The organism is Enterobacter cloacae complex sp. 677-3DZ2D5B (genome assembly GCF_004136695.1).
Taxonomy (GTDB): domain Bacteria; phylum Pseudomonadota; class Gammaproteobacteria; order Enterobacterales; family Enterobacteriaceae; genus Enterobacter; species Enterobacter hormaechei_C.
The window spans coordinates 168,675-193,680 of sequence record NZ_QFLS01000005.1 but is presented as its reverse complement, the minus strand read 5'-3'; the positions used below and the strand labels follow the sequence as shown (position 1 = coordinate 193,680).

Below are 25,006 nucleotides of genomic sequence, written 5' to 3'. Positions count from 1 at the left end.
ACGAATGACGTTAGTCGTTTTTGGCGGTTGTGTGCAACATATAGTTAACATCCACGCCCGGGGCAAGTTTGAATTTATCGGTCAACGGGTTGTAGTGCAGGCCCGTCATGTGCTGCTCCTTAAGCCATGTCTGGTCAACCCAGCCCAGCAGTTCGGCAGGCTTGATGAACTTCTTCACGTCGTGCGTCCCTTTCGGCACCATGCGCAGCACATATTCCGCGCCTACCACGGCCATCAGCCAGGCTTTGCCGTTGCGGTTGATGGTCGAGAAGAAGACCTGTCCACCCGGTTTAACCAGGTTTGCACAGGCGCTGACGACCGACTGCGGATCGGGAACGTGCTCCAGCATCTCCATGCAGGTCACCACGTCATACTGGTGCGCATGTTTTGCCGCGTGCTCTTCCACGGTTTCCTGAACGTATTCTACCTGTATGCCGGACTCCAGCGCATGAAGACGCGCAACCTGTAGAGGTTCGAAGCCCATGTCCAGACCGGTGACGGTGGCCCCTTCACGCGCCATACTTTCCGCCAGGATGCCGCCGCCGCAGCCGACGTCGAGCACTTTCTTACCGAACAGACCGCCGGAACGCTCCGCGATATAGCCCAGACGCAGCGGGTTAATACGATGCAGAGGTTTGAACTCACCTTCGAGATCCCACCAGCGGGACGCCACCGCTTCAAATTTGGCAATCTCTTCGTGGTCAACGTTGTGAGCCACCGGGGATTTTTCGGCATTCATGGGCGCTTTTACTCCTTATTTAGCAAGACAAATGAGTATATCAGGCAATCCCTGTGAATAAAGCGTATAGGTTTACCTGTATCACCGCGGCTGTGTTATAATTTGCGACCTTTGAATCCGGGATACAGTAGAGGGATAGCGGTTAGATGAGCGACCTTGCGAGAGAAATTACACCGGTTAACATCGAGGAAGAGCTGAAAAGCTCCTATCTGGACTATGCGATGTCGGTCATTGTTGGCCGTGCGCTGCCGGACGTCCGCGATGGCCTGAAGCCGGTACACCGTCGCGTACTATACGCCATGAACGTATTGGGCAATGACTGGAATAAAGCCTACAAAAAATCTGCCCGTGTCGTTGGTGACGTAATCGGTAAATACCATCCTCATGGTGATTCCGCGGTGTACGACACCATTGTCCGTATGGCGCAGCCCTTCTCGCTGCGTTACATGCTGGTAGATGGTCAGGGTAACTTTGGTTCTATCGACGGCGACTCCGCCGCGGCAATGCGTTATACGGAAATCCGTCTGGCGAAGATTGCCCATGAGCTGATGGCTGACCTGGAAAAAGAGACGGTTGATTTCGTTGATAACTACGACGGCACGGAAAAAATTCCTGACGTCATGCCAACGAAGATCCCAAACCTGCTGGTGAACGGTTCGTCCGGTATCGCCGTCGGTATGGCAACCAACATTCCGCCGCACAATATCACGGAAGTGATCAACGGCTGCCTGGCCTACATTGACGATGAAGACATCAGCATTGAAGGGCTGATGGAACACATCCCGGGCCCGGACTTCCCGACGGCGGCAATCATCAATGGCCGTCGCGGTATTGAAGAAGCGTACCGTACCGGTCGCGGCAAGATTTACATCCGTGCCCGCGCCGAAGTGGAAGCGGACGCCAAAACCGGCCGTGAAACCATTATTGTTCACGAGATCCCGTATCAGGTGAACAAAGCGCGACTGATTGAAAAAATCGCCGAGCTGGTAAAAGAAAAACGCGTTGAAGGCATCAGCGCGCTGCGTGACGAGTCTGACAAAGACGGTATGCGCATCGTGATTGAAATCAAGCGCGACGCGGTGGGTGAAGTTGTGTTGAACAACCTTTACTCCCAGACTCAGCTTCAGGTCTCCTTCGGTATCAACATGGTTGCGCTGCACCATGGCCAGCCGAAGATCATGAACCTGAAAGAGATCCTGAGCGCGTTCGTGCGTCACCGCCGTGAAGTGGTGACTCGCCGTACCATCTTCGAACTGCGCAAAGCGCGCGACCGTGCCCATATCCTTGAAGCACTGGCCGTTGCGCTGGCGAACATCGACCCGATCATCGAGCTGATCCGCCGTGCGCCGACGCCAGCAGAAGCGAAGGCGTCGCTGGTTGCGCGTTCATGGGATCTGGGCAACGTGGCGGCGATGCTGGAACGTGCCGGCGATGACGCTGCGCGTCCTGAGTGGCTGGAGCCGGAATTCGGCGTGCGTGACGGTCAGTACTACCTGACTGAACAGCAGGCCCAGGCGATTCTGGATCTGCGTTTGCAGAAACTGACCGGCCTTGAGCATGAAAAACTGCTCGACGAGTACAAAGAGCTGCTGGAGCAGATTGCCGAGCTGCTGCATATCCTGGGTAGCGCAGAGCGCCTGATGGAAGTGATCCGTGAAGAGCTGGAGCTGGTTCGCGATCAGTTCGGCGATGAGCGTCGCACCGAAATCACGGCCAACAGCTCTGATATCAACATTGAAGATCTGATCAACCGCGAAGACGTGGTAGTGACGCTGTCTCACCAGGGCTACGTGAAGTATCAGCCGTTGACCGACTACGAAGCTCAGCGTCGGGGCGGTAAAGGCAAATCTGCGGCGCGTATTAAAGAAGAAGACTTCATTGATCGTCTGCTGGTGGCGAACACCCATGACACGATCCTCTGCTTCTCCAGCCGGGGCCGTCTGTACTGGATGAAAGTCTATCAGCTGCCGGAAGCAAGCCGTGGCGCGCGTGGACGTCCAATCGTCAACCTGCTGCCGCTGGAAGCGAACGAACGTATCACCGCCATACTGCCGGTACGCGAGTACGAAGAGGGCGTGAACGTCTTTATGGCGACCGCGAGCGGTACCGTGAAGAAAACCGCACTGACCGAGTTCAGCCGTCCACGTTCTGCCGGGATTATCGCGGTGAACCTGAACGAAGGCGACGAACTGATCGGCGTGGATCTGACGTCCGGTTCTGATGAAGTGATGCTCTTCTCTGCCGCCGGTAAAGTGGTGCGCTTTAAAGAGAACGCCGTGCGCGCAATGGGTCGTACGGCGACCGGCGTGCGTGGTATCAAGCTGGCGGGTGAAGACTCCGTTGTTTCCCTGATCGTTCCTCGTGGCGAAGGCGCAATCCTGACCGTCACCCAGAACGGCTACGGTAAACGTACGGCGGAAAGTGAATACCCAACCAAGTCACGCGGCACGCAGGGCGTTATCTCCATCAAAGTGACCGAGCGCAACGGTTCCGTTGTTGGCGCGGTGCAGGTGGACGACGCGGACCAGATCATGATGATCACCGATGCCGGTACGCTGGTGCGTACCCGCGTGTCAGAGATCAGCGTGGTAGGTCGTAACACCCAGGGCGTTATCCTCATCCGCACTGCGGAAGATGAAAACGTCGTCGGTCTGCAACGCGTTGCTGAGCCGGTGGATGACGAAGAGCTCGACTCTATCGACGGCAGCGTCGCGGAAGGGGATGATGAAATCGCCCCGGAAGCGGACATCGATGATGAAGCAGCGGATGACGCTGACGAGTAACGTCTCCTGACGCATAAAGGGCCGGTTTCCGGCCCTTTTGTTTTGCGCAAGCAGACAAGTGAACGTTGCGACAAGCCGCGTTTACCGCTACCTTAACCACATTCTTTTTGACCCCGACGGCGGAGCCTCGCCCCTTTGAAATACCTCGTCTCCTTTCGTACCACGTTAAAAGTCTCCCGCTATCTGTTTCGGGCGCTTGCGCTACTGCTATGGTTGCTGGTGGCACTGCTCTCGGTGTTTTACATCGTTAACGCGTTACACCAGAAAGAAGCGGAGATCCGCCAGGAGTTTAATTTGAGCTCGGATCAGGCTCAGCGCTATATCCAGCGTACGTCTGACGTGATGAAAGAGCTTAAGTATATTGCTGAGAATCGACTGACGGCGGAGAACGGCATTCTTGCCATCCGCGGTCGGGATGAAAAAACCGAAGTGCCTGATTTCGAACCGCTCTTCCCGGATTCCGATTGTTCCGCCATGGGCAAAGCCTGGCGTGGTTCACTGGAGTCCCTGTCATGGTTTATGCGCTACTGGCGCGATAACTTCTCGGCCGCTTACGATCTGAACCGCGTCTATCTGATTAGCAACGAAAATCTCTGCATGGCAGATTTCGGCCTGCGGGATATGCCCGTCGAACGTGAAGACGCGCTGAAAAGTCTGCATGAGCGCATAGTGAAATATCGCAATGCGCCTCAGGAAGAGCGCGGGAACAACATCTTCTGGATAAGCCAGGGGCCGCGCATGGGGGTCGGCTATTTCTATGCCCTGACTCCGGTTTACCTCGGAAACCGCCTGCAAGCGCTGCTGGGGATTGAACAAACCATCCGCATGGAAAACTTCTTCACGCCGGGCAGTCTGCCGATGGGCGTGACCATTCTGGATGAAAACGGCCATCCGCTCATCTCCCTTACCGGGCCTGAAAACCGCCTGAAGGTGGAACCCAGCTGGATGCAGGAGCGGTCATGGTTTGGCTATACCTCCGGGTTCCGCGAGCTGGTGCTCAAGAAAAGTTTACCGCCATCGTCGCTGAGCATTGTCTACTCGCTGCCGGTGGATAAGGTGCTGGAGCGCATTCGCATCCTGATCCTTAACGCCATTTTGTTGAACATCGCGGTAGGTGTCGCGCTGTTTATGCTGGCGAGAATGTATGAGCGGCGGATCTTTATTCCGGCGGAGGCGGATGCTCAGCGTCTGGAGGAGCACGAGCAGTTTAACCGTAAAATTGTCGCCTCGGCACCGGTAGGGATCTGCATCCTGCGTACTCAGGACGGGACAAATATCCTCAGTAACGAGCTTGCCCATAACTACCTGAACATGCTCACGCATGAAGACCGCCAGCGGTTAACGCAGATCATCTGCGGTCAGCAGGTTAACTTTGTGGATGTGCTGACCAGCACCCACACCAACCTGCAAATCAGCTTCGTCCATTCTCGCTACCGCAATGAAAACGTGGCCATTTGCGTGCTGGTGGACGTCTCTGCGCGCGTGAAAATGGAAGAGTCGTTGCAGGATATGGCGCAGGCGGCGGAGCAGGCCAGTCAGTCGAAATCGATGTTCCTCGCGACCGTCAGTCATGAGCTGCGTACGCCGCTGTACGGTATTATCGGTAACCTCGATCTGCTCCAGACCAAAGAGCTGCCGAAAGGGGTCGACCGGCTGGTGACGGCCATGAACAACTCGTCCAGCCTGCTGCTGAAAATCATCAGCGATATTCTCGACTTCTCTAAAATTGAATCCGAGCAGTTGAAAATAGAGCCGCGCGAGTTCTCCCCGCGCGAGGTGATGAACCATATCTGCGCCAACTATCTGCCGCTGGTGGTGCGTAAACAGCTTGGGCTGTACTGCTTTATCGAGCCGGATGTGCCCCTGACGCTGCATGGCGATCCGATGCGTCTGCAACAGGTCATCTCAAACCTGCTGAGCAACGCCATCAAATTCACCGATATCGGCTGTATTGTGCTGCACGTCTGTCGGGAAGGGGAGTACCTGACCATTCGCGTGCGCGACACGGGGGTGGGGATTCCGGCGAAAGAAGTTGTTCGCCTGTTCGATCCGTTCTTCCAGGTGGGAACCGGCGTCCAGCGTAATTTCCAGGGGACCGGGCTTGGTCTGGCTATTTGCGAGAAGCTTATCAGCATGATGGACGGGGATATCTCTGTCGATACTGAGCCGGGTATGGGCAGCCAGTTCACCATTCGTATTCCGCTCTATTCGGCGCATTATCCGGCGAAAACCACGGTCGACGGCCTGAGCGATAAGCACTGCTGGCTGGCGGTGCACAACGCCTCCTTACATGATTTCCTGACCTCAATGCTGACCAGCAGCGGCGTGCGGGTTTCGCGCTACGAAGGCCAGACGCCGGGCGCGGATGACATGCTGATCACCGACGTTGAGCCGGAACAGGCGTGGGCGGGGCGCGGCGTGGTGATGTTCTGCCGCCGTCATATCGGTATTCCGCTTGAGCGTTCGCCTGGAGTATGGGTGCACAGCGTGGCGACACCGCACGAGCTGCTGGGCTTGCTGGCGCGCATTTACAGCGTGCAGCTTGAAGACAGCGACGGCGCCACCGTGCTGGCTTCCCCTGATGAGCTGGCGTCGGTGAACGACGATATGATGATTCTGGTCGTCGACGATCATCCGATTAACCGTCGTCTGCTCGCAGACCAGCTTGGCTCTCTGGGCTATCAGTGTAAAACGGCCAATGATGGCGTGGATGCCCTGAATGTCTTAAGTAAGAACCATATTGATATTGTGCTCAGCGATGTGAACATGCCTAACATGGACGGCTACCGTCTGACGCAGCGTATCCGACAGCTGGGGCTGACGCTGCCGGTGGTGGGGGTGACAGCCAACGCGCTGGCGGAGGAGAAGCAGCGCTGTCTGGAGTCGGGAATGGACAGCTGCCTGTCGAAGCCGGTCACGCTGGATGTACTGAAGCAGACGCTATCCGTCTATGCGGAGCGGGTACGAAAAGCGAGACAATAAAAAAGGCCCGAAAGGGCCTTTTTTATGTGCCCGGCGGCGCTGCGCTTGCGCGGGCCTGCGGGGTTTGTAGGCCGGGTAAGCGCGAGCGCCACCCGGCATAGACAGCGAAGATCAGTCTTTGTCCGTTGCGCTCAGCGTCACGGAAGAGAGATAGTTCAGCAGGGCGATATCGTTATCCACACCCAGCTTCATCATCGCGGATTTTTTCTGGCTACTGATGGTTTTAATACTGCGGTTCAGCTTCTTGGCGATTTCAGTGACCAGGAAACCTTCAGCGAACAGACGCAGAACTTCACTCTCTTTAGGCGAGAGACGCTTGTCGCCATAACCACCCGCGCTGATTTTTTCAAGCAGGCGTGAGACGCTCTCAGGAGTGAATTTCTTCCCTTTCTGTAGCGCCGCCAGCGCTTTTGGCAGATCGGTAGGTGCGCCTTGTTTCAGCACAATCCCTTCAATATCGAGATCCAGAACGGCGCTCAGGATCGCCGGGTTATTGTTCATGGTCAGAACAATGATCGAAATGTCCGGGAAGTGGCGTTTAATGTATTTGATGAGCGTGATCCCATCACCGTATTTATCTCCAGGCATGGAGAGATCGGTAATGAGCACGTGCGCATCAAGTTTAGGCAGGTTGTTAATGAGGGCTGTGGAATCTTCAAATTCACCGACTACATTCACCCACTCGATCTGTTCAAGTGATTTGCGAATACCGAACAGTACAATCGGATGGTCATCGGCAATAATTACGTTCATATTGTTCATGTATAAGGCTACCTTGCTACAGCAAGCTCTTGACGTAAGCGTCAATGTCGCTGATGTATTTTTCAATGCCAGAGGCATCTTTCTCACGAATTAGATGTTCCAGCGTTTCACATAACTGCTTGCCGGGAACCAGATTAAGCATGGCAAACACCCCTTTAAGCCGGTGTGCTGTCTGTGCCAGCGCTGCAAAATCCTGCGCAGCGGACTCAGTATACAACCGCTTAACATCATCTGGTACTGTATCAACGAAGAGCGAATAATATCCGCTGGCATGGAGTTCGGCATTTTCATCGCCGCCTAACGGTGACTCCAGGATCTCTTCCTGCGCCAGATTCTCTTCAATCAGTTGTAATACAGCTTCCTGCATTGCATTGCTCATATTAAAATTGACGCGCAGCTGCCCAGGGCCGATTTTCCGCACGCCTGGCTCATCATCGCTTAAAAGCAAGCCTGAGGCAGTAAGATTAGACGGATTATCAGTTAAAAATAGATCAAATTCTTGACTCGCGAGCCTTTCGTCCGGGGTAATGCAGGACGCACCCCAGTTTTCCAGCTGACGTACGACGATATTTCGGATCTCACTGGAGGTCACATCCACCATCACCACCACATCGTCCAGCAGACGCTCTTCATCCTCTTCCTGTGGATTCGCCGCCATTTTAACGTGTAAAGAGTAGCGGGTGCCGAGGGATTCGCGCGCCTTAATGTTCAGATGACCGCCCAGCTTACGCGCCAGCTGATCGCAAAGCCAGAAGGTGAGGGCATTCGCCTTACCGTAGTGGTCGCGCTGGGTATCGTTCAGGAACGGGAAGTGCAGGTTATCAATTTCGCTCACGGTCACGCCTTCACCCGTATCAAGGATGCGGAACGTCAGACGATCGTCGGTGGACTCATCGGTGCTGACTTCAAGGGTGATCTTGCCGATCTGCGTCGTGGTGACGGCATACTGAATCAACATCATCAGGATGCGACGCAGGGCATCGCGATCGCCATGACGTTCGTCGTTGGCCGGTAAATGGTTGTTGATCAGCAGCTGGAGTCCCTTGCGCTTGATCACCGGCAGGACTTCCGGCACCACCTCATCAATCAGGTCCTGGATGGAGAAGAGCGTAGGGGTGCCCTTCCAGATGTCATTCTCCAGCATGTTCGCAAGCTGGATTTCGTCCACCAGACGAACCAGTGAATCGGCCTGGCTGCTTAGCTGTCGGCTTTCTGGCGTGCTCAGATCAGCAATCTGCGTGGCGAGTGACTTCAACGGCTGTTTAAAGGCATCGCCAATATTTTGCATAAACGCGGCGCGGCCATGCTGGTTTTTCTCGTACAGCCTTTGCGCCTGCTTGAGCTTTTTATTCACCAGCACTTCGCGATCCTGATCGCGAATGATGAAGATTTGCGTGCGCGACGCGACCTGACTGCGGAACTGACGGATCTCATACAGTTCATTATTAATGGTGGCCTGGATGACGCCCTGATGCTGGTCCGCCATGGCCGTAATATTTTGCAGGTTAAGATGCGGCAGAAGGTGATCGGCAATTTTATTGCTCATTACCGTGCGGTTTGCCTCCTGATCGTGAACGAGCACCCCAAGCGGCAGCACGGAAATAATCTCTTCATTCAGGGCACGAAGAATGCGCAGCTCGTTGCTGGTCCCGGCTGATACCGATGTCGAGTCGCTCTGGCGGCCCGACTGGAAACGGAAGGTGCTGTAACCAAACAGCGCCAGCGCCAGCAGGCCGATATTCAGCAGCAGCGGCAGCAGAATGTTTTGCAGAGTATCAAGCATCAGGGTGCCAAAAGGCACCTGCCACACCAGACGCATACCGGTTGAGTTGAGCGATGAGGCAATCTCAATCTTTGAGCCATTAAATGAGATGGCTACGCTGTCCGCGCCTTCTTTATCCGACGGCGAGCGCATATTTTGGGTGCTGTTGTCTGGCTCCAGACGGAAGCTGTCCAGCGGCATATCCGGTGGGATGAGATCGTTAATCGGCAGGTCGAAGGCAACCACGGTCGCCAGATGGCCCGGCTGGTTAAAGGTGGTTCGCAGCGTAAAGTAGTGACCATTCTGCCAGGCAAGACGGCGTAATGACGAGAAACTTTCGCGCTCGTCCAGCGCGTTGGCCTGTTGCAGCATTTCTGCCCGACGGGAATCGACAATACTGCCAACGGTGGTCTCTTTAAAGCCCGACGAGAGATCCTTAAGCGGCAGGGTCGAGATCAGGATCATGCTGTTGTCCTGACCGTTCAGGTAATACATGGACCACGGTACGGTCTCGGCGCCCCACAGGGTGTCCAGATAGGAGGAGATCCGCTGCGTCATCTCAAGCGTTGCGCTGTCGTGCGAGCCGAAAATCAGGGCTTCCGTCTTACGCTGCGGTTTTTCAAGGTAATACACATCCTGCTTAAGGCGCGTTTCCTGCAACCCTTCGCCTGATGAGGTGGCGGGCGCGGCAGCGATATTGTCGTAGATTTGCCAGGTCGCATAGCGCCACGTATCAATGCGCTTATGCACCGCATGGGTGATATCGACGATTTGATAGCTTTTATCTTTAAGCCAGGTGTTAACGGCGCTCTGGATCATCACTCCCATTGTGACTAACAGCACAACGATCAACAGAAGAAAGAAACGGGTGATGCTGCCCGGTAGAAGGGAGAATTTGCTCGGGGCGGTAGTTTCAGTCTGACTCATCGATGTGTTTAACCCGTAATGGCCGCGCGGTAATGGGATAGGGCAGTATAAAGGGTAATAACTGAATTTCCAGCGTCGTTATCGGTATAACCTTGACTTTTTATCCGGGTAACCGGCTTCAACGTCCCCGGGTGAAAGGTGTACAAAACCACATGAAATGTATAAATACGCCGTCGCACCGGCAGAAAAATAGCACGAATAAACAAGAAATTAATTTCTATAGCATAAAAACAATTAAGTGCAAGCCGTATTCGGGATTTAGTTAATAGTCGTTATCATTACCAAGCGGTAGCACATAAAATGTAGGTTGACGTAAAGAAAGGTAAAAAAAAACCGAATGCGAAGCATCCGGTTCAATTAGGGATAAACAGACATTCAGAACTGAATGACGGTAATAAATAAAGTTAATGATGATAGCGAGGGTTATTTTAGTGGTATTGAAGGGAATTTTTTTGTCATTCAGTGCTGTACTGTTTTTTACGGCAATTTGCTGAATTTAATGCGATATATTTTTGTTTTGATTATCCGTGCTATATTTTTAAACTATTAATGCTCTGTAAAAGTTCCTCCAAATTTACAAATTGAAACATCTTGATGGCAAAGTGAAACATCTTCAAAGTTTTCGTATCATATTCCTGTTGGATTATTCTGCATTTTTGAGGAGAATGAACTTGCCGACTGGTTAAGAGGGTTGACCAGTAAGCAGTGGTAAATAATAAGGCATATAACAGAGGGTTAATAAAATGAAAGTTAAAGTACTGTCCCTCCTGGTACCAGCTCTGCTGGTGGCAGGCGCAGCAAATGCGGCTGAAATTTATAACAAAGACGGCAACAAATTAGATCTGTACGGTAAAGTGGATGGCCTGCACTATTTCTCTGATGACGACAGTGCAGACGGCGACCAGACCTACATGCGTCTGGGCTTCAAAGGCGAAACTCAGGTTAACGACCAGCTGACCGGTTACGGCCAGTGGGAATACCAGATCCAGGGTAACTCTGGTGAGAACGAAAACAACTCATGGACGCGTGTAGCGTTCGCAGGTCTGAAATTCGCTGATGCGGGTTCATTCGACTATGGTCGTAACTACGGCGTTGTTTACGATGTAACTTCCTGGACCGACGTTCTGCCGGAATTCGGCGGCGATACCTACGGTTCTGACAACTTCATGCAGCAGCGTGGTAACGGCTTCGCGACCTACCGTAACCAGGACTTCTTCGGTCTGGTTGATGGTCTGAACTTCGCGTTGCAGTACCAGGGTAAAAACGGCAGCGCAAGCGGCGAAGGCCAGACCAACAACGGTCGTGAGGCACTGCGTCAGAACGGTGATGGCTACGGCGGCTCTCTGACCTATGATCTGGGCGAAGGCTTCGCTATCGGTACGGCAGTCACCAGTTCTAAACGTACTGCTGACCAGAACGCTGCGGGCTACTACGGTGAAGGCGATCGCGCAGAGACCTACACCGGTGGTCTGAAATATGACGCGAACAACATCTACCTGGCTGCACAGTATACTCAGACTTACAACGCGACCCGTGCGGGCGACCTGGGCTGGGCTAACAAAGCGCAGAACTTCGAAGTGGTTGCGCAGTATCAGTTCGACTTCGGTCTGCGTCCATCCGTGGCGTACCTGCAATCTAAAGGTAAGGACCTGGAAAACGGCTACGGCGACCAGGATCTGCTGAAATATGTTGATGTTGGCGCGACTTACTACTTCAACAAAAACATGTCCACCTACGTTGATTACAAAATCAACCTGGTTGATGAGAACGACTTCACTCGCGCAGCAGGTATCGGTACTGACGATATCGTCGCGCTGGGTCTGGTTTACCAGTTCTAATTGCTCATACAGCGACAAAGGGGCCATTAGGCCCCTTTTTTCATGCTTTTTTAGGGTCTTACAAATACGCTGTTTTAGTGTACTCTTGCCGCCCTGGCATGAGGATAATAACCAATGGATATGACTTTTTTACGCGCCAGCGTTCTGGCGACTTTTTTACTCCTGACCGCGTGTGACTCTTCCACACAGCCCGCAAAAATCGACGCACCCGCCGCGACGGTGCTGGAAGGGAAAACCATGGGGACCTTCTGGCGCGTCAGCGTGATGGATATTGATAAATCCCGCGCTGAAGAATTACGCGGTAAAATTCAGGCGCAGCTGGATGCCGACGATCAGCTACTCTCTACCTATAAAAATGACTCAGCGCTGATGCGTTTCAATCGCTCCAGCAGCACCTCGCTGTGGCCGGTGAGCGAAGCAATGGCCGATATCGTCACGGAAGCCATGCGCGTGGGCTACAAAACCAACGGCGCAATGGATGTGACCGTGGGGCCGCTGGTGAACCTGTGGGGATTTGGCCCCAACAAGCAGCCGGTGACTACACCCGATCAAGCCGCCATCGACGACGCCCGCGCGCGTACAGGGTTACAGCATCTGGCGGTGATCTCCCAGTATGGTCAGCAATACCTGCAAAAAGATATTCCCGACCTGTTTGTGGATCTCTCCACGGTAGGCGAGGGGTATGCTGCGGATCATCTCGCGGCCCTGATGGCGCAGGAAGGCATTCCCCGTTATCTGGTTTCCGTCGGGGGCGCGCTCGTCAGCCGGGGCATGAACGCCAGCGGCAGGCCGTGGCGAGTGGCCATCCAAAAACCAACCGATCAGCAGAACGCGGTGCAGGCGATTGTCGACATCAACGGGCATGGTATCAGCACCTCCGGAAGCTACCGCAACTATTACGAGCTGGATGGAAAACGTATCTCGCACGTGATTGATCCGCAAACCGGACGCCCGATTACCCATAACCTGGTGTCCGTGACGGTGATAGCCCCAACCGCGCTGGAGGCGGATGCCTGGGATACCGGATTGATGGTGCTCGGCACGGAGAAGGCCAAAGAGGTAGTGCGTCAGGAAGGGCTGGCCGTCTATATGATCACTAAAGAGGCTGACGGGTTTAAAACCTGGAGTTCGCCGCAGTTCAATAGCTTCCTGGTGAGCGAAAAAAATTAAAAAGCAAGGTTGCGGGTTTTTGTTCGGTGGCGTTCAGGCAAGCTGAGCGTATGCTTGTGAGAGGAGCCGATGATGAAAAACACAACCTATCTTACCTATGAGGATCGCTGGCAGGCCGTACTGGCCCGCGATCCGCGTGCGGATAACCAGTTTGTCTTTGCCGTGCAGACGACCGGCATTTATTGTCGTCCGTCCTGTCGCGCCCGCCACGCGCTGCGTAAAAATGTCTGCTTTTATCCTGATGCTCACCAGGCCGCGCAGGCGGGTTTCCGCCCCTGTAAGCGCTGTAGGCCGGACCAGGGCGACCCTATGGCGCAGAAAAAGGCCAACATTGCGCTGGCCTGTCGACTGCTTGAACAGGATGCCTCGCTGAACCTGGAGGCACTGGCGCAGCAGGTTGCCATGAGTCCGTTCCATTTCCACCGCTTGTTTAAATCCGTCACCGGCATGACGCCGAAAGCATGGCAGCAGGCCGCGCGTGAACAACGCCTGCGCACCCTGCTTGCACAGGGCGGTAAAATCACCGACGCCGTACTGGCCGCTGGCTTTCCGGACGGCAGCAGTTACTACCGTAAAGCCAACGGCGCGCTGGGCATGACGGCAAAACAGTACCGCAACGGAGAGGCTGCGGTCCGCTATGCCATCAGTGACTGCTCGCTGGGCCGCTGTCTGGTGGCGGAAAGCGAGCGCGGGATCTGCGCAATACTGCTGGGTGATGACGACGCCGGGCTGACGGCTGAGCTGCTGTCACTGTTTCCGCTTGCCGTCCGTGAACCGATGGAAGGCGCATTTGCCGGGCGTGTACGTCAGGTGATTGCCTCTGTCGACAGCCGCGCGACGCCGCTGACGCTGCCGCTGGATATCCGGGGTACCGCCTTCCAGCAGCAGGTCTGGCAGGCGCTGCGGACTATCCCCTGCGGAGAAACGGCAAGCTATCAGCAGGTGGCAAAGGCCATTGGTAAACCCAATGCCGTACGTGCCGTGGCGGGGGCCTGCGGTGCCAACAAACTGGCGATAGTCATCCCCTGTCACCGCGTGGTGCGTAACGACGGCGCGCTGTCGGGTTATCGCTGGGGCGCAGCGCGTAAGGTGCTATTGTTGAAACGTGAGGCGAACAACCCGGAGGAATAATGCTCGATCTTTTTGCTGATGCTGAACCCTGGCAGGAGTCGCTCGCGCCGGGGGCGACGATCCTGAGACGCTTCGCGCTTTCCCGCGCGGCGGCGCTGTTCGACGGCATTAAAGCCGTCACCGCCCGTTCGCCGTTTCGCCATATGGTTACGCCGGGCGGGTATACCATGTCCGTGGCGATGACCAACTGCGGCGAACTGGGATGGGCGACGAATGAGCGGGGCTATGTATATGCCGCGTACGATCCGCTGACGGATCAGCCGTGGCCGCCGATGCCGGAGGCGTTTCAGGCGCTGTGTCATGATGCCGCCGTGGCGGCCGGCTATCCTGATTTTCGACCCGATGCCTGTCTTATTAACCGCTATGCCGTTGGGGCAAAGCTCTCCTTGCATCAGGATAAGGACGAGCCGGACCTGCGCGCGCCGATTGTCTCGGTATCCCTTGGGCTTCCCGCTGTCTTTCAGTTTGGCGGCCTGCGGCGCAACGACCCGCTCAAACGGCTGATGCTGGAGCATGGCGATGTGGTGGTCTGGGGCGGGGAATCACGGCTTTTTTATCACGGTATTCAGCCGCTTAAACCAGGCGATCACCCGGTGGCGGGGGCGTTTCGCTACAACCTCACGTTCCGCCAGGCAGCGTACAGAGAATAAAAATAAGAATTATTCTTGATGTGTGTGAAAGGCAGTTTACACTGCTGGCTGATTTTTCTTGTCCGGATTGCTCTGCATGCAACTACTTCTTCTTGTCTGGCGGCAGTATCGCTGGCCTTTTATCGCGGTGATGGCGTTAAGCCTTGCCAGCGCGGCGCTGGGGATCGGCCTGATTGCCTTCATTAACGTGCGTTTGATCGAAATGGTCGACACGTCACTCTCCGTCCTGCCGGAATTTCTGGGTTTACTGCTGCTGCTGATGGCAGTCACGCTCGGGTCACAGCTGGCGCTGACCGCGCTCGGCCACCACTTCGTTTTCCGTCTGCGCAGTGAGTTCATCAAACGGATCCTTGATACTCAAGTGGAACGCATCGAACAGCTGGGAAGTGCTTCTCTGCTGGCGGGGCTGACCAGCGATGTGCGCGCCATTACCATCGCCTTTGTGCGCCTGCCGGAGCTGGTGCAGGGGATCATCCTGACCTTTGGCTCGGCAGCCTATCTCGCCTGGCTCTCCAGCAAAATGCTGGCGGTAACGGCGCTGTGGATTGTTATTACCATCTGGGGCGGGTTCCTGCTGGTATCACGCGTCTATAAGCACATGGCGGTGCTGCGCGAAACGGAAGACAAGCTCTATAACGATTACCAGACGGTGCTGGAAGGGCGTAAAGAGCTGACGCTGAACCGCGAGCGCGCCGAACATATCTTCAACCATCTCTATATCCCGGATGCGCACGAATATCGTCATCACATTATTCGCGCCGATACGTTCCACCTGAGCGCCGTGAACTGGTCCAACATCATGATGCTGGGCGCGATTGGCCTGGTGTTCTGGATGGCGAACAGCCTGGGGTGGGCCGATACCAACGTGGCGGCAACCTACTCCCTGACGCTGCTGTTTTTACGCACGCCGCTGCTGTCGGCCGTTGGCGCACTGCCGACGCTGCTGAGCGCACAGGTGGCCTTCAACAAGCTGAAGAAGTTCGACCTTGCGCCGTTTAAGGCTGAGTTCCCGCGCCCGCAGGCCTTCCCGAACTGGCAAACGCTGGAGCTGCGTAACGTTACCTTCCGCTATCAGGATAACGCCTTCTCAGTGGGGCCGATCAACCTGACCATTCACCGCGGCGAACTGCTGTTCCTGATCGGCGGTAACGGCAGCGGCAAATCCACGCTGGCGATGCTGCTGACGGGCCTCTACCAGCCGCAGTCGGGTGAAATTTTGCTGGATGGTAAAGCGCTGAGCGCGGAGAAACCGGAGGACTACCGCAAGCTCTTCTCGGCGGTATTTACCGACGTCTGGCTGTTCGACCGGCTGCTGGGACCGGAAGGGCAGCAGGCGGATCCGGCGCTGGTGGAGAAGTGGCTTGCGCACCTGCAAATGTCGCACAAGCTGGAGCTTCAGGATGGCAAAATCCTGAATCTCAAGCTGTCGAAAGGGCAGAAGAAGCGCGTGGCGCTGCTGCTGGCGCTGGCCGAAGAGCGCGACATCATCCTTCTGGATGAATGGGCCGCCGATCAGGACCCGCACTTCCGTCGCGAGTTTTATCAGGTCCTGCTGCCGCTGATGCAGGCGATGGGAAAAACCATTTTTGCCATCAGCCATGACGATCACTACTTCATTCACGCCGACCGTCTGCTGGAGATGCGCGACGGCAAGCTGAGCGAGCTGACCGGCGATGAGCGCGATGCGGCGTCACGGGACGCGGTGGCGCGTACGGCCTGATTGCAATTGTGCCGGGTGAACCCCGGCACACTAATTTTTCATATATGCCGTTTTTTTCTCCATCCCGACCCGCCGTTTATTCTTATTTACATATCCCCGCGCTATGCTTAACGCCAACTCATTTAATGGATTTATGATTGATGTCGGTATTAAAGAAAAACAGCGCCAGGCAGCGTGACCAGGAGCGTGCGCGGCTCATCTGGCTCCTGACGACCGATAAAGCGGTCACGTCAACGTTATTGGGTAAGCTAACCCTGGCTGAGCAATATGATGTCGGCACGCTGGCCGACGATATTGCTGAGGTAGGTGCGCTGGTTGCACATTTACCACCTCCGGATCTGGCGGACACCCTGGAGGCATTGCCTTCCGAGGAGCGCCACGCCCTGTGGCGGCTGGTGCAGGATCACGAGCGCGGTCAGGTGCTGCTGGAAGCCTCGGAAAACGTCTGGGATGACCTTATCGATGAGATGAGCGACCGGGACATTCTTGACGCACTGCAAACGCTGGATATCGATGAGCAGATTTACCTCGTTCAGCATCTTCCGCGCAACCTGACCGGACGCCTGCTGGCTTCCCTGCCTGCCGAAGAGCGGGCGCGCGTGCGTCAGGTGATGCACTACGAGAAAAACAGCGTCGGCGCGATCATGGAGTTTGGCGTCATCACCGTGCGTCCGGACGTCACCCTGGGTACGGTGCAGCGCTATCTTCGTCGCCTGGGCAGTATGCCGGACAACACCGATAAACTGTTCGTCACCTCGCGGGATAAAACCCTGCTCGGGGAGCTGGAGCTGAAAACGATCCTGCTGAACAGCACCCAGCAGCGGGTGAGTGAGGTCATGGAAACCGAGCCGATGGTCTTCTCGCCGGAAGACGATGCCGAAAAAGCGGCGCGTACTTTCGAACGTGATGACCTGGTGAGCGCGGCGGTGGTGGATTCGGTGGGCAAGCTGATGGGGCGTCTGACCATCGATGAGATCGTTGACGTGGTCTATGAAGAGACCGATAACGACCTGCGTGCCCTTGGCGGGATCAGTGCCGAAGACGATGTTCATGCCTCCGTCGGCAAGGCCGTCAAAACCCGCTGGGCGTGGCTCGCCATCAATTTATGCACCGCGTTCGTGGCGTCCCGCGTTATTGACGGCTTCGAACATACCATTTCCCAGCTGGTGGCCCTGGCGTCGCTGATGCCGATTGTGGCGGGGATCGGCGGGAACACCGGCAACCAGACTATCACCATGATCGTTCGCGCCCTGGCGCTGGAAAACATTCAGCCGGGTAATTTTTCGTGGCTGATTTTCAGGGAGATGGGCGTCGCGCTGATTAACGGCCTGGTCTGGGGCGGCATCATGGGCGGCATTACCTGGTGGCTGTACGATGATATGGCGCTGGGCGGGGTCATGATGCTGGCGATGGTGCTGAACCTGCTGGTGGCGGCGATGATGGGCGTGATTATCCCATTGACGATGACCCGGCTGGGGCGCGACCCCGCGGTGGGGTCGAGCGTGATGATCACCGCCATTACCGATACCGGCGGTTTCTTTATTTTTCTTGGACTGGCGACGATTTTTCTTCTCTAGCCAGTGCTTTTTGCTTAAGTCGGGCAGGGAGGATGAACATCATCACAATCCCGCCCAGCACGCCAATCGCCAGGTTGCCGGTGTAAACCGTTGCCACAACCGTCACCAGCATCACGACGGTTTCAGCCACCGGCGCGTTTTTCAGCGTTCCGGGCTGAACGCTATGCCAGCTAAAGGTCTTGACGGCCACAATGGCCATAATACCCGCCAGTACCGCCATCGGGATTTTGGCCATCACCTCGCTGAGCGCCGTAACCAGCACCAGCAGTACGATACCCGCCGCAAGGGTGGAGATACGGCTTCTGCCTTTCCCCATCTCCACGTTTACGATGGTCTGCCCAATCATCGCGCAGCCCGCAATGCCACCGTAGAACCCGGCCATAATATTCCCCACGCCCAGACCGATGCTCTCGCGACGCTTACTGGAGGGGGTCGCGGTCAGTTCATCCACCAGTTTTGCCGTCAGCAAGGATTCCAGCAGGCCAACGAAAGCGATACTTAGCGCGCACGGCCAGATAATGCTCAGGGTTTCCAGATTGAGCGGCACCAGCAGTTGCGTAAAGCCCGGCAAACCGCCGCTCATGGAGCCTTCATCCCCTACCGTCGGCAGAATTTGCCCGCTGGTGACGGTGAACAAAGTCAGCAGCACAATGGCAATCAGCGGGGAGGGCACGCTTTTGATATAGCGTGGCACCCACAGCACAATCAGCAGCGTCAGCACGAACAGGCCCACAATCAGCGGGCTTCGGCTCCAGAAATGGGGCACCTGGGCAAAGAAAATCAAGATGCCAAGGGCGTTAACAAACCCGGTCATCACCGACTGGGGAATAAAGCGCATCAGCCGCGCCATACCCAGCGCGCCGAACAGGATCTGAATCATGCCTGCCATCACCACCGCGGGCAGAATGTACTGTACGCCGTGTTGATGGACCATCGGGCCAATCACCAGCGCGACGGAACCTGCCGCCGCCGTCACCATGGCCGGACGCCCGCCGAGCAGGGAAAGGGCGAAACAGAGCACCACGGAGGCGATAAGACTCACTTTCGGATCCACGCCCGCGACCACGGAAAACGAAATCACTTCCGGGATCAGCGCCAGCGCGGTAATCACACCGGCCAGGGTTTCGCGCATCAGACGGTGAGGCGAACGTAAAACAGTGGCGACATGGCCTTCTTGAGGTACAGACGAGTGGGGTAATGACATAACAATTCGCTGGTAGGGGCAGGCTTCCGTGCGCGCGATCACAAAGTGCAGCATCATAGCCAGGAAAATCGTCGGGTGCCAGCCTGTCTGCCAAAACCCTACAAACAATCCATCATTAAATTTCACAATTACAATAATTTCGTAACCTTTAAACAATATTTAAAAGTTGCTACCGTGCCACCGCAGCGTGTTTCACCTGTAATTTCCACGCATCAAGCACTATTCAACTAAGGCATAAATGATGAAAAAAATGACTGCCGTGCTCTTTTCTCTGGCCGTGGGGCTGAACGCCGTCTCGCTGGCGGCGAAGGCTGACGCACCAAAAGAGCAGGAAACGGATGTCCTTTTAATTGGTGGCGGCATCATGAGCGCCACGCTGGGAACGTATCTTCAGGAATTAGAGCCGAACTGGTCCATGACCATGGTCGAGCGCCTCGATGGCGTGGCACAGGAAAGCTCTAACGGCTGGAACAACGCCGGGACGGGGCACTCGGCACTCATGGAACTGAACTATACGCCGCAGAAAAAGGACGGTTCCATTAGTATCGAGAAGGCGGTAGAGATCAACGAAGCGTTCCAGATCTCACGTCAGTTCTGGTCTCACCAGGTGAACAGCGGTGTGTTGCACAATCCGCACTCCTTCATCAACACCGTACCGCACATGAGCTTTGTGTGGGGCGATCAAAACGTCAACTTCCTGCGCGCGCGCTACGCTGCCCTACAACAGAGCACGCTTTTCCGCGGGATGAAATACTCTGAAGATCACGCTCAAATCAAAGAGTGGGCGCCGCTGGTCATGGAAGGCCGCGATCCGAACCAGAAAGTGGCGGCGACCCGCACTGAAATTGGTACTGACGTTAACTACGGTGAAATCACCCGTCAGCTGGTGTCCTCTCTGAAGAAAAAAGAGAACTTTAACCTGCAACTCAGCTCCGAAGTGCGTGGTTTCAAGCGCAATGCGGATAACAGCTGGAGCGTGACCGTTGCCGATCTGAAAAACAACGAAGCCGAACATGTGATTAAGGCCAAGTTCGTGTTTATCGGTGCGGGCGGCGCGGCGCTGAAACTGTTGCAGGAGTCCGGTATTCCGGAAGCGGACGACTACGCCGGCTTCCCGGTTGGCGGCCAGTTCCTGGTGTCGGAAAACCCGGAAGTGGTTAACCGTCATCTGGCAAAAGTGTACGGTCAGGCCTCTGTGGGCGCACCACCGATGTCCGTTCCGCATATCGACACCCGCATGCTGGACGGTAAGCGTGTAGTGCTGTTCGGGCCGTTCGCCACATTCTCCACCAAGTTCCTGAAAAACGGTTCCCTGTGGGATCTGTTGAGCGCGACCACAACGTCAAACGTCAAGCCAATGATGGACGTGGGGCTGGATAACTTCGATCTGGTGAAATACCTGATTAGCCAGGTGATGCTCTCTGATGAAGAACGCTTCGAGGCGCTGAAAGAGTACTATCCGCAGGCGAAGAAAGAAGACTGGCGTCTGTGGCAGGCAGGTCAGCGTGTGCAGATCATCAAACGCGATCCGAAAGAGGGCGGCGTGCTGCGTCTGGGTACCGAAGTGGTAAGCGATAAGGAAGGCACCATTGCCGCGCTGCTGGGGGCATCTCCGGGGGCGTCTACCGCTGCGCCAATCATGCTGCACCTGATGGAAAAAGTGTTTAAGGACAAAGTATCCAGCCCGGAATGGCAGGCGAAGCTGAAAACCATTATTCCATCCTACGGTACGAAGCTGAACGGTAACGTTGAGGCCACGGAACAAGAGCTGGAATACACCAGCCGCGTTCTGCAACTGCAATACGTCAAACCGCAGGCTGCGGATGCTGCGCCAAAGGCAGAGCTGAAGCCTCAGGCGGAAAGCAAGCCGGTAGCGGATATCGCGCTGTAAGATAAACGCAAAACGGTAACATCCGTTACCGTTTCTAGTGTTTTCTCCCTCTCCCGGTGGGCTGAGGGTTCCCCACAAAATAATGCCTGCACAGACGGCCCCCTCTCCCTTGAGGGAGAGGGCTGGGGTGAGGGGGAACATACGGCTCTGGTGGTCATTCCGTTCACGTTATGTTCCTTGCTACTCTGTCACGACATGACCGGTGAACGTGCCAGGGTGGCTCAGTCGCCACCACCCTGGCGACCCGGGCTTCCGGCGGTAAATCGCCGCTTCGCGGTGCCTTCGGCTTATTCCTTCCGGCTTATCGGGGACGGGCGGAGGTAACATCCCTGTAAAGCCCGCCCTCTCGGCGCATCCCTGCGCCTCGCCCCGGCCTACAGGACACGCCTCAGCGATTTACAGCCGGACCAGGGCATCGCTGAAAGCCTTCAGTTATTCTGAAGGCAACGTTATCGCTTTTGCTTTCAAATTACTGGGGACCCCTTTCCCCGGTGGGAGAGGGTTGGGGTGAGGGCACCAGAACGCACCCTTTCCTGGTCGGGTAAGCGAGAGCGCCACCCGACTTATTTTTAACGAACTACCGCTTGTCCTACCGTCTCATCCGCCTTCCATACGCGATATTTCACATCCACGTTTTCCGGCGTATATACGACGATCGGCAGCTTGCTGTTATAGCGCAGCAGACTGTTATCACCCAGATACGCGGTAATAAATTTCTTCTCTTTCTTGCCATCCGGGCACGCCATCATGGTGGAGACTGGCGAGGTTACTTTGTCGAAGACATAGTAGTCATAGCCCCAGCCTTCCAGCGTTTTGCTTTCCAGTTGGCCGCCCAGACGATGCTGGTTGCAGTCCACTTCCAGCGTCTGGCCGATTAACAGCTCAACTTTGAAATTTGCTTCATCCTGCTGAGCCGGGAGCTGAATAACCTGGCGCTTCATCCCTTTGTCCGCTTGCGGATACGGAGCAACTTTTTCCAGCGGCTGCTCTTTCTGGGTTTCGCTGGCGAAAGCACTGCTGCTGGCGCACGCAGCGGCGATGAGGGCGATGGCAAATTTAGGTGCGTTTTTCACTGTCATTCCTTTTTGTTAAAACGATCCTGGAAAGACTAACATAATATACGTGAATGGTTGGCGTAATTTACTCACATTTTCATTTTAAACGGAGTAATGAACTGCTTTTGTGTTCTTTTATTGGTGTTTAATGCTGTAGTGGAGTCGATGCGGCGATCGTGTTATTTTACGTGTTAATTATTGTTATTTATCTGTAAAGGGAGGAGAGATGGTACGGGAAAAACTGAAGACACCTGAAGGCCGCAAGTTCCTGCTGGCGTTACTGGTTGTGTTTATGATTGCTGCTGCATGCGTGGGGCGAGCAACCATTGTCGGTGTGATTGAGCAGTACAACATCCCGCTCTCTGCCTGGACAACCAGCATGTTTGTCCTGCAATCGGCGATGATCTTTGTTTACAGCCTGGTGTTCACCGTGCTGCTGGCGATTCCGCTGGGGATTTTCTTTCTCGGTGGGCGTGAAAAACACTAAGCATTGCGCATGCGGAGACAGGCAATAAAAAACCAGCCATAAGCGGCTGGTTTTTTTGTGTAGTTTTGGTCGGCACGAGAGGATTTGAACCTCCGACCCCCGACACCCCATGACGGTGCGCTACCAGGCTGCGCTACGTGCCGACGCATAAAAGGAATACTACTCTATTCCTTTTTGAATGCAAGGGGCAAGCAACGCTAACTGATTCATAAATAATCAGTTAGCGATAAAGCGCTTCTCGTCTGTCAGCACCTGCAACAGCAAACTGAGCTGCGGTTTCTGGTCTTTCAGCTTCTCACCTTCGAGGCTATACGTCTGGTAATTGCCGTTGCTGTTCAACACCAGGGACAACGTCGGTGTGGTCACCACCAGCGTGTTTCCGCCAGCAGCCGTGACCCAGTTATGACGCCGCGTGGCGCTAAAGAGGTCTTGGCCCTGCGAGTACTCAATTGCCGGTGTGCTGACGTGCAGCAGCCGCTGCATTAACGTGGTCATGACGTCTTTATGGTCGGTCAGCATGTTGATGCGCTGCGCGGGAGTGCCTGGCCAGTGGATCACCAGGGGAACATGCAAGTTCGGACGCGACCACTCCATGCCCTTCGCCTCGTCGCCGAGCGGCACGCCATGCCCCGCCGTGATAATCACGACCGTATTATCCAGCTTGCCCGCGTCGCGCAGGGCGGTCAGCACGCGGCCGATCTGCGCATCAACATCGCCCGCCGCACGGCTATAGCGGCGCGCGAAGCCTTTCTGATTGCTGTCATCAAGCGTTGTGCCGTTAAACGCAACCCAGGAGAACCAGCGGTTATCTTCCTGCGCATAGCGCTTCAGCCAGTCTATCCACTGGTCAGCGGTCCGATCGTCAGACTGGCTCTGCGCGGCGGGCAGTGAGAAATCAGACAGCAGCGCCTGGCGGTACAGCGAGCTGTTGAAACCATCAGAGGCGAACAGCCCCAGCTGGTAGCCCTGCTGATTAAGCCCGGTAATCAATGCCGCCGGAATACGGGCCGACAGCACGCCGTCCATATAGCTCGGTGAAATGCCATAGAACAGGCCGAAAATACCCGCGTCGGTCGAATTACCGGAGCTCATATGCTGAGTGAATACGATATTGTTCTCAGCGAATTCAGCCAGCGCTGGCATCTGCTTCTCATAGCGGGAATAGTTCAGGCCATCGACGGTAATCAGCAGCACGTTCTGACCGCGCCCCATGTCGCGATATTTCAGATCGCTCAGGGGATACTGCACGCTGACCGCTTCCGGATTACCCTGTTCGACCAGACGACGCTGATACTCCTGCGCGTCCAGCAGGCCGTGTTTTTCGAGGAAACGACGCGCCGTCATCGGATAGGAGAGCGGCAGGTTTGCGCGCTGCATGGTAATCGGGCGGTAGAAGTTCGCATCTGCCCAGATATACATCAGGTGCGAACCGATAAATGAGGCGAAAAAGAGCGCCGCGACGGGCTTCGCATAATGGCGGCGTCGGGTCAGACTGCGGAGTTTTTGCCAGCTCCACGTGGCGAACAGCATTTCGATCAGCAGGATAATCGGCACGCTGATAAACATCAGCTGCCAGTCGCGCGCGGTCTCGTTCTGATCCGGGTTAATCACCAGCTCCCAGACGACAGGATTCAGGTGCAGGTGGAATCGGGTAAAGACTTCGCTGTCGATCAGCAACAGCGTCATGCCCGCCGTTGCAAGAATGGCAGACAGGAAGCGCATCAGCCGCTGCGACATGACGATAAACGTCAGTGGGAACAGGATCAGCAGATAGGTGGCGAAGACCAGAAAGCTAAAGTGACCCACAAGGCTCATCCACGAGTAGACGCGCCCGGTTAATGTGGTTGGCCAGTCCGCCACAAACAGATAACGGCAGCCGAGCACCATCGCCAACAGAATGTTGAACAGGGCAAACCAGTGCCCCCAGCTGACCATCTGGGAGACTTTTTCACGGTAGCGCTGACGATTCGTCACCATAAACTGTTGTTCGTTTCCCTTAGTGTGCCTGGTCGTCGCTAACGGAGGACTGCAAAGCCTGGGCGAAAGATTTGGCGATCGCCTGACGCTGAGCCGGAGCAACGCTGGTATTGATCAGGTTGGTAACCATATTTCCCAAAACCATCAGGGAGAGATCGGTTGGCGTTTTATGTTTTTCCAGTACGTTGACCAGCTCACTGAGCAGTTGTTCAACGTGTTCGTCACTGTAGCGGGAATGTTGTGGCATAAATCAAAATCAGTTTGTTGGGAGAAGGGCGACATATTACCGTAGCAACAGCTTTTTTTCCCCTTTTTTATCTTCTGTTGCACACATGCGTTGGTGGTGGTTGA

At 55.4% G+C, this 25,006-nt stretch carries 17 protein-coding genes and 1 tRNA gene; 10 read left to right on the top strand and 8 right to left on the bottom strand.

Translation table 11 applies throughout. From position 1 onward, the window contains the following. Positions 1-10: 10 nt before the first annotated feature. Positions 11-739, bottom strand: a complete 729-nt coding sequence (ubiG, locus tag DD597_RS08100) for a bifunctional 2-polyprenyl-6-hydroxyphenol methylase/3-demethylubiquinol 3-O-methyltransferase UbiG (protein WP_003859413.1) — start codon at positions 737-739, stop codon at positions 11-13. Positions 740-885: 146 nt separating this feature from the next. Between ubiG and gyrA the strand changes: the two genes are divergently transcribed. Next, positions 886-3,522 (top strand): DNA topoisomerase (ATP-hydrolyzing) subunit A, encoded by a 2,637-nt coding sequence (gyrA, locus tag DD597_RS08095; RefSeq protein ID WP_023324986.1) that lies wholly within the window; start codon positions 886-888, stop codon positions 3,520-3,522. Positions 3,523-3,657: 135 nt separating this feature from the next. Next, positions 3,658-6,504, top strand: coding sequence for a two-component system sensor histidine kinase RcsC (rcsC, locus tag DD597_RS08090; RefSeq protein WP_129256082.1), 2,847 nt, complete (start codon positions 3,658-3,660; stop codon positions 6,502-6,504). A gap of 111 nt (positions 6,505-6,615) precedes the next feature. Here rcsC and rcsB read toward each other — a convergent pair whose 3' ends face one another. Together rcsB and rcsD are read right to left on the bottom strand one after the other, a co-directional pair. Further along, on the bottom strand, positions 6,616-7,266 hold the full coding sequence (rcsB, locus tag DD597_RS08085) for a response regulator transcription factor RcsB (protein WP_003859405.1): 651 nt from the start codon (positions 7,264-7,266) through the stop codon (positions 6,616-6,618). A gap of 16 nt (positions 7,267-7,282) precedes the next feature. Further along, positions 7,283-9,955 (bottom strand): phosphotransferase RcsD, encoded by a 2,673-nt coding sequence (gene rcsD / locus DD597_RS08080; protein ID WP_003859403.1) that lies wholly within the window; start codon positions 9,953-9,955, stop codon positions 7,283-7,285. Between the two features lie 743 nt (positions 9,956-10,698). On the opposite strand from rcsD, the gene DD597_RS08075 reads away from it, so the two are divergent. The 6 genes from DD597_RS08075 (at position 10,699) to mgtE (ending at position 18,041) form a co-directional block, all read left to right on the top strand. After that, positions 10,699-11,793, top strand: coding sequence for a porin OmpC (locus DD597_RS08075; protein WP_003859401.1), 1,095 nt, complete (start codon positions 10,699-10,701; stop codon positions 11,791-11,793). Positions 11,794-11,907: 114 nt separating this feature from the next. Then, positions 11,908-12,963 carry an FAD:protein FMN transferase ApbE gene (gene apbE / locus DD597_RS08070; RefSeq protein ID WP_023300605.1) on the top strand — a complete coding sequence of 352 codons (1,056 nt, stop codon included), beginning with the start codon at positions 11,908-11,910 and terminating at the stop codon, positions 12,961-12,963. Between the two features lie 72 nt (positions 12,964-13,035). Further along, entirely contained in the window at positions 13,036-14,094 is a 1,059-nt protein-coding gene (gene ada, locus DD597_RS08065) for a bifunctional DNA-binding transcriptional regulator/O6-methylguanine-DNA methyltransferase Ada (protein ID WP_129256135.1), read from the top strand. Then, complete coding sequence (gene alkB, locus DD597_RS08060; RefSeq protein ID WP_032609716.1) at positions 14,094-14,744, top strand: DNA oxidative demethylase AlkB; 651 nt, start codon at positions 14,094-14,096, stop codon at positions 14,742-14,744. Before ada ends, alkB begins: the two co-directional genes overlap by 1 nt. Before the next feature lie 76 nt (positions 14,745-14,820). Then, positions 14,821-16,464, top strand: coding sequence for a multidrug ABC transporter permease/ATP-binding protein (locus DD597_RS08055; RefSeq protein WP_003859392.1), 1,644 nt, complete (start codon positions 14,821-14,823; stop codon positions 16,462-16,464). 140 nt (positions 16,465-16,604) lie between these two features. Next, positions 16,605-18,041 (top strand): magnesium transporter, encoded by a 1,437-nt coding sequence (mgtE, locus tag DD597_RS08050; protein WP_006811337.1) that lies wholly within the window; start codon positions 16,605-16,607, stop codon positions 18,039-18,041. Here mgtE and DD597_RS08045 read toward each other — a convergent pair. Next, the gene (locus DD597_RS08045) at positions 18,004-19,299 is read right to left on the bottom strand and encodes a SulP family inorganic anion transporter (RefSeq protein WP_063158808.1); all 1,296 of its coding nucleotides are present in this window, start codon (positions 19,297-19,299) and stop codon (positions 18,004-18,006) included. The genes mgtE and DD597_RS08045 overlap by 38 nt on opposite strands. Positions 19,300-19,486: 187 nt before the next feature. Here DD597_RS08045 and mqo point away from each other — a divergent pair, with 187 nt between their 5' ends. After that, the gene (gene mqo / locus DD597_RS08040) at positions 19,487-21,136 is read left to right on the top strand and encodes a malate dehydrogenase (quinone) (protein ID WP_045345849.1); all 1,650 of its coding nucleotides are present in this window, start codon (positions 19,487-19,489) and stop codon (positions 21,134-21,136) included. Positions 21,137-21,705: 569 nt separating this feature from the next. Here mqo and eco read toward each other — a convergent pair. Beyond that, on the bottom strand, positions 21,706-22,215 hold the full coding sequence (eco, locus tag DD597_RS08030) for a serine protease inhibitor ecotin (RefSeq protein WP_032609713.1): 510 nt from the start codon (positions 22,213-22,215) through the stop codon (positions 21,706-21,708). Between the two features lie 202 nt (positions 22,216-22,417). On the opposite strand from eco, the gene DD597_RS08025 reads away from it, so the two are divergent. Beyond that, positions 22,418-22,678 carry a DUF2534 family protein gene (locus DD597_RS08025; protein ID WP_006811332.1) on the top strand — a complete coding sequence of 87 codons (261 nt, stop codon included), beginning with the start codon at positions 22,418-22,420 and terminating at the stop codon, positions 22,676-22,678. Positions 22,679-22,744: 66 nt separating this feature from the next. Here DD597_RS08025 and DD597_RS08020 read toward each other — a convergent pair. The 3 genes from DD597_RS08020 to DD597_RS08010 all read right to left on the bottom strand — a co-directional run bounded on the left by DD597_RS08020 (position 22,745) and on the right by DD597_RS08010 (position 24,902). Then, positions 22,745-22,821: transfer RNA gene (locus tag DD597_RS08020), tRNA-Pro, on the bottom strand. 73 nt (positions 22,822-22,894) lie between these two features. Continuing rightward, positions 22,895-24,655 (bottom strand): LPS biosynthesis-modulating metalloenzyme YejM, encoded by a 1,761-nt coding sequence (gene yejM, locus DD597_RS08015; protein WP_003859380.1) that lies wholly within the window; start codon positions 24,653-24,655, stop codon positions 22,895-22,897. A 19-nt stretch (positions 24,656-24,674) separates the two neighbouring features. Then, on the bottom strand, positions 24,675-24,902 hold the full coding sequence (locus DD597_RS08010) for a YejL family protein (protein WP_001135586.1): 228 nt from the start codon (positions 24,900-24,902) through the stop codon (positions 24,675-24,677). Between the last annotated feature and the right edge of the window lie 104 nt (positions 24,903-25,006).

Coding starts and splice junctions, on each gene's coding strand:
- mqo (WP_045345849.1), top strand. CDS start 19,487: ATGAAAAAAATGACTGCCGTGCTCTTTTCTCTGGCCGTGGGGCTGAAC.
- alkB (WP_032609716.1), top strand. CDS start 14,094: ATGCTCGATCTTTTTGCTGATGCTGAACCCTGGCAGGAGTCGCTCGCG.
- DD597_RS08075 (WP_003859401.1), top strand. CDS start 10,699: ATGAAAGTTAAAGTACTGTCCCTCCTGGTACCAGCTCTGCTGGTGGCA.
- DD597_RS08010 (WP_001135586.1), bottom strand. CDS start 24,902: ATGCCACAACATTCCCGCTACAGTGACGAACACGTTGAACAACTGCTC.
- ubiG (WP_003859413.1), bottom strand. CDS start 739: ATGAATGCCGAAAAATCCCCGGTGGCTCACAACGTTGACCACGAAGAG.
- gyrA (WP_023324986.1), top strand. CDS start 886: ATGAGCGACCTTGCGAGAGAAATTACACCGGTTAACATCGAGGAAGAG.
- mgtE (WP_006811337.1), top strand. CDS start 16,605: ATGTCGGTATTAAAGAAAAACAGCGCCAGGCAGCGTGACCAGGAGCGT.
- ada (WP_129256135.1), top strand. CDS start 13,036: ATGAAAAACACAACCTATCTTACCTATGAGGATCGCTGGCAGGCCGTA.
- DD597_RS08055 (WP_003859392.1), top strand. CDS start 14,821: ATGCAACTACTTCTTCTTGTCTGGCGGCAGTATCGCTGGCCTTTTATC.
- yejM (WP_003859380.1), bottom strand. CDS start 24,655: ATGGTGACGAATCGTCAGCGCTACCGTGAAAAAGTCTCCCAGATGGTC.
- rcsB (WP_003859405.1), bottom strand. CDS start 7,266: ATGAACAATATGAACGTAATTATTGCCGATGACCATCCGATTGTACTG.
- rcsD (WP_003859403.1), bottom strand. CDS start 9,955: ATGAGTCAGACTGAAACTACCGCCCCGAGCAAATTCTCCCTTCTACCG.
- DD597_RS08045 (WP_063158808.1), bottom strand. CDS start 19,299: ATGCTGCACTTTGTGATCGCGCGCACGGAAGCCTGCCCCTACCAGCGA.
- eco (WP_032609713.1), bottom strand. CDS start 22,215: ATGACAGTGAAAAACGCACCTAAATTTGCCATCGCCCTCATCGCCGCT.
- DD597_RS08025 (WP_006811332.1), top strand. CDS start 22,418: ATGGTACGGGAAAAACTGAAGACACCTGAAGGCCGCAAGTTCCTGCTG.
- apbE (WP_023300605.1), top strand. CDS start 11,908: ATGGATATGACTTTTTTACGCGCCAGCGTTCTGGCGACTTTTTTACTC.